Annotated in this window: 4 protein-coding genes; 1 reads left to right on the forward strand and 3 read right to left on the reverse strand. The window is 55.9% G+C overall.

From position 1 onward, the window contains the following. Nucleotides 1–67 precede the first annotated feature (67 nt). Nucleotides 68–1,348, forward strand: coding sequence for a hypothetical protein (locus RE6C_RS20195; RefSeq protein WP_008659552.1), 1,281 nt, complete (start codon nt 68–70; stop codon nt 1,346–1,348). Nucleotides 1,349–1,463: 115 nt separating this feature from the next. On the opposite strand, the gene RE6C_RS33290 is transcribed toward RE6C_RS20195, so the two are convergent. The 3 genes from RE6C_RS33290 to RE6C_RS20210 form a co-directional block, all read right to left on the reverse strand. Continuing rightward, nucleotides 1,464–2,051: an RNA-binding regulator gene (locus RE6C_RS33290; RefSeq protein ID WP_007328030.1), complete on the reverse strand. Its 588-nt coding sequence runs from the start codon at nt 2,049–2,051 to the stop codon at nt 1,464–1,466. Nucleotides 2,052–2,179: 128 nt separating this feature from the next. Beyond that, nucleotides 2,180–3,637 (reverse strand): protoporphyrinogen oxidase, encoded by a 1,458-nt coding sequence (gene hemG / locus RE6C_RS20205; protein ID WP_039962743.1) that lies wholly within the window; start codon nt 3,635–3,637, stop codon nt 2,180–2,182. A 13-nt stretch (nt 3,638–3,650) separates the two neighbouring features. After that, nucleotides 3,651–5,161, reverse strand: a 1,511-nt coding sequence (locus tag RE6C_RS20210) for a hypothetical protein (RefSeq protein WP_236618372.1), incomplete at its 5' end; no start/stop codon positions are given.

Genomic DNA, 5,161 nt, shown 5'->3' on the forward strand with positions numbered 1-5,161 from the left:
CGCGTGTGATGCGGAGGTCGACCAAACAAGTTTTTGTGATAGATGTTTTTAGGCGATTGGGAGTCCGATGATTGACCCATTGATTCTTCGACGAGCGACGATTGCGTTGGTGATCCTGTTGGCAGGAATGATCGGTTGGCAGGTGGTGAAGTCCACCAATGAGCAATCGACCGCCACGAAAGAACGTGATCCGAGTGAGCCAGAACTGAGCCTTGGTAGTTTTGCGCAACCGTCGTTGTCTTCCGAGTCAGAGGAGGTGCCGACTGGCGAACTGACGCTTCGTGTTGGAAAGATCGGATCAGCGCCGCGACGTGACGAGATCACCGTGTTGAAGTCATTGCCGAACTCGGAACGCGATTGGACACGCGCCTACACGATGGCGAAGGGGAACTCGTGTCGTTTGATAGCTCCCGGGGCGTCCGTTTCTGCACCATTGTCGATGGCTCGCAGTGGACAGCACGGCGAGCTGGGCCGAACCTCGGCGATCACGATTGGATTGGAGATGGCGTCGCAAGGTCGCCAAAAGCTGCCGTCCGTTACCCGCCAACAGGTCGATCAGTACTTTGAGGACCATCGTTTGTCGGTCCAGCCCAAGTTGTACTACGACGAAGAGAAACGAGTTTACTTCGGCACTGATTGCTTGGCAGCGTTCTTTGAGATCGAACGTCCCGGTTACACCATCGAACCGGAGCCCATGATCAACGTCGCGGTCAGTCGCTTTCGCACACTCGGGATCGTTGGCGTTTCGGAGGAGTCCGGGATTTTACTGGGGAGAACCTTGGCGTTGATGTTCGCATTTGAAAAAAGCGACGACACGGTTTCGGGCGTGGCCGACGGTGGTCGGCAGGCATTGGAGTTGATGCTGTTGCACTTGCCCCAAGACTCAACAGCGGATGACTTCGACATTGAGGTCTACATCACCAGTGACGAGCGAACCAATTTGCACCGGTTGGACTTGGGGAACGAAGCGGTTAATTCGCCGCTCCCGACGATCTCGTCAGAAGTTCGATTTGACAAGATGATTTTGATGGGCATGTACCCGGCGGAACCCGTGGTGACCAAAATTCATTTCCGCTCGGCCGGCATTCTTTCGATGGAAATGGTCACTCGACTCACTCGAGGAACCAGCGAGCGTACCGGAATGAGTTTGACCGAGATCCTAGATGAGTTTGGAAAGCTTGCGATGCAGTCACCCATCGAGACTGCGCCGAAATACGATGACCCGGAAGTGGCGGAAGCTGCTCGTCGCAAGTACGAACGGTTGAAGGCAATGCGTGAAGAAGTATCGCGTGACGATGCGATCTTGATGCCGTCGAAGCGTCCGATGATGACCGGACTGGATGATTGATCGAAAGCGTCATGTGACGCCATCGTGAAAACCACATGGACGCAAAAAAACGGAAGCCAATCTGATGTCAGACTGGCTTCCGTTCATTGAATGTTATTCGCGATTGGGTTGGGGATTAGCGATCGCCACGGCCACCGTAGCCGCCGCCACCGCCTCCGCCGTATCCTCCACCGCCGCCACCATAGCCACCGCCGCGGTTGCCACCGCCACCGCCGTAACCACCGCCTCCACCACCACGGCCGCGACCGCCGCCACCACCGCCGTAGCCTCCTCCTCCGCCACCGCCGCCACTACGCGGCTCACGTGGACGAGCTTCATTGACTGTCACGCTACGGCCATCGATTTCATGACCGTTCAGGTTTTCGATCGCGTCTTTAGCGCCTTCGGCATCCGCCATTTCGACAAAGGCAAATCCGCGACTACGTCCTGTCTCTCGGTCCATGATGATGTTCACAGCTGACACTTCGCCATACTGTTCGAACGCGCCACGGAGTTCTTCTTCGGTGGCCTTGAACGAGAGGTTCCCGACATAAATGTTCGTCACTAATCTGATACCCTGCAAACCGTCACCAACAAGGCAAGATGCCTCTCGCATTCGGGCTCGTTTCACTGGAAAACGCTTCCAAAACAAACCAACCAACCCAAATGTGGTGCTCAACTGACTGCGCAGCGTGAACCATCCCGATACCCCAGTCAATCCCATCTTTTTGCCCCTCCCTCGGAATTCGCGAAACAATCCGAGAGCGTTCGAAGCGGCTTCACCCCGGAATTTGCGGGGAACTCAGACCTTCCACTTCCTGGCCAATCCGCCGCCGAGCGGAAGTCTTGACGTCACTTCAAGATGCGTTCCGCGGTTCGTTTGGACGCCGCGATCACTGGAGCGATGCCGACGCCACCCAGTGCGTTTGTGTTCAGGTGCAGCCCCTCGAGTGATTCAACAGCGGCTCGGATTCGTTGGACTTTGTCCAAATGGCCAACTTCGTATTGGGGCATCGCGTCGTTCCAACGCACGACTTTCACCGTCGCGGTGATGTCTTCGAGCGACTGAGTTTGGTCCAGCCCGATCAGGTCGCCTAGTTCGGAACGAACAACGTTGACGATCTCATCATCGCTGCGTTCGAGAATTTCAGGTTGCATCACGCCGCCCACAAACGCCCTCACAATGACATAGTCATCAGGTGCACGCTGGGGAAATTTGGTGCTCGCGAAACTGCCTGCCAAGACGCGGCGGTTTTCTTTTGGCGGCACGACAAACCCAAACGTCGTGGGCAACCGCGAGATGCAATCGCGTCGGACCGCCATCACGACAATCGCGGTTGACGCAAATGGAATGGAGCGAAGCGTGGACGCGGCTTCGTCGCTGAGTGGTTGCAGTAGTGCTGCCGCAACGTGTGCGGGTGTTGAGACGACGACCTGATCAAATTCGTCAGATGCTTGGCCATCGGTTTCCGGTTCGACGTTCAGCTGATAGCGATTGCCCGGAAGTGGGACGATTGATCGCACCGCCGTATTGAGACGAATGTTTTCGCGGCCAGTAAAGTCAGCAAGCGTGTCGATCCATTGCTTCATGCCATTTGGAAACGCGCGAAACTTCTCGTAGCGAGCTCCACTGCTTGCCTGCTCGGTGGAGTCTTCACCCGTCCGAATTCGTCGCAACGTCGCTTTGGCGAGCGAACCGTCGTTGGTCTCCATGTCCCAAATTGGTTTCATCGTGGCCGCCATGCTCAGGCGATCGACATCCGCGGTGTAGATACCAGCGACCAGGGGAGCGACGATGTTGTCGAGGCACTCGTTGCCTAGTCTTCGACGGACAAACGATCCGACGCTCTCATCGGTCACGCTGTCAGCGCGTCGTGTGATGAAGCGTTCTTGCAGCAAGCGAAGTTTGCCCGAGAGGCTTAGCAGGGGCGTCGTCAGCATCGACCCGAGTTTGGTCGGACGCATCAAAACGAATCCTTCCGGGATCGGAATCAGACGGTTGCCTCGCGCGATCATCGCGCCGCGACCGAGCGGACTGGGACGCAGCAATTGATCCGCGACGCCGAGTTGCTCACACAAGTCGATCGCTGCGGATGGGGCGGTGGCAAACATGTCCGCACCGTGATCGATCACAAAGGTGCGGCCGTGGTCGTCCGTCAGCGTCTCGGTGTGAATCACGCCTCCGAGACGATCGGAGGTTTCGAAAAGAGTGATGTTCGGAACGGACTTGTTTTGCTTCTGTGCTAACAAACGGATGTGAACGGAAGTGGATAACCCTGACAGTCCACCACCGATGATCGCAATGTTCATCGATTCATTGAGCTCACTGATTCGTTGGTTCCATTCCATAGTTCGAACCACTTTGGTCCATGCTGCCATCTTCCATCATGGTCTCGTCATAGAGCGGGTCCATTCCCATGTCTTCGTATCCAGAATCGCCCATGCCGTAACCGGAGTCGCCGTAGCCTGACATCCCGCTCGCATTTCGACCACCGCCCATCTTCATCGCTGCTCCCGCCAAACTCAGCAATGGTTGAAGTGGTGCGAGCATTTGTTCGGATGCTTCATGGAAAGCTGTGGCATCAGCAGCAGCTTCCAACGTCGCCAAATTTTGGCTCATCTGGGCAGCCATGCCGGTTGCCATTGCAGCGGCGGGGCCCGCCTGAGGGATTGTCAAACCGGAGAATTCGCCAGCGTTCATCTCGCTAATTTGTTTCCGCTGGTCTTCAACCCACTGTGGGAATTGATCCGCAACGGACTTAGGAATCCAGTAGCCTTCGACTTGTACGAAGTCAATTGTTTCGCCACGGCTCGGACGCCGTTGTCCTGGTTGTTGGGTGCCCGATCCAGCACGCTTGATCGTCGCGGTCTTTTCGTCAAAACGGGCGACTTCCCATCTTGGATCAGACGATGTGAATGACTGAGTGAGTTGCCGAAAGTACGGTGCCATCGCTTCGCTACGTTCGCGAACCCAATTTGTAAGGCCCTTTTGACGAATGGTTTCTGAGTTGCCGGCACCTTCGGCAAGGCCGACACGAATCATGTTCGCGAGCGGTAAGATCATTTCGTCCAGGACTTCCACATAAGGACTGTTACTGTCGGGCGAACCGGTGGTCATTCGTGGATGCGATTTGATCCAATTTTGACGCGTGACGATCAAATCTGCCCATCGGTGAAGCTCTTGGACGCCTTCGTTCAAGCTGTTCGAGTCGGCCTTTTGCAAAGCCAAGTCAGCCAGCTCATCAATGTCACTTCGATAAGAAGGCGGCAACGCGTCGATGGCAATTGCCAAATGTCCTTCGCGAAGTTGCGTGTGAATTTGTTGGATCGCTTCGTCGATGGAAAGATTTGGTGCCAGCGGTTGGTAGGCGGCGGGTGCAGGCGGAGTCGGCAACGGATCCGGGGCAGCTGCAGCTTCTGCGTCCGCAACTTGCCGCAGTTCCTCGCTCAACATTTCGCGTTGTTTTGCCAAGCGAGTCGCGATCTCTTCGGCTTGAATCCGGCTTTCTGCGATCAGCGATTTCATGGGGACGCTGACACGTTTTCCGTTGGACATCAGCAGGATGACGTTGTCGTCCCAAAGTCCAACCATCTGGGCTTGGATCGTTCGGTTGCCAACCAAGCTGGTCCAGTTCTCCGCCGACAAATTCGACGATGTGCCCAGCACGATCGAAAGAGCGATTGTGCCTGATAGGATCGAGAGACGATGCGGAAGTTGCCGAAAGAAGACTTGGCGATCAAGCATGATCGAAGGTCCGAATGAAAGGTGAGGCGGTGAGATCGCGAAGTCGAGACAAGCGAAGCGAGAGTTACCGCTGTGATAGCAGTCGCTGA

The sequence above is a fragment of the Rhodopirellula europaea 6C genome, from assembly GCF_000338295.1.
Lineage (GTDB): Bacteria > Planctomycetota > Planctomycetia > Pirellulales > Pirellulaceae > Rhodopirellula > Rhodopirellula europaea.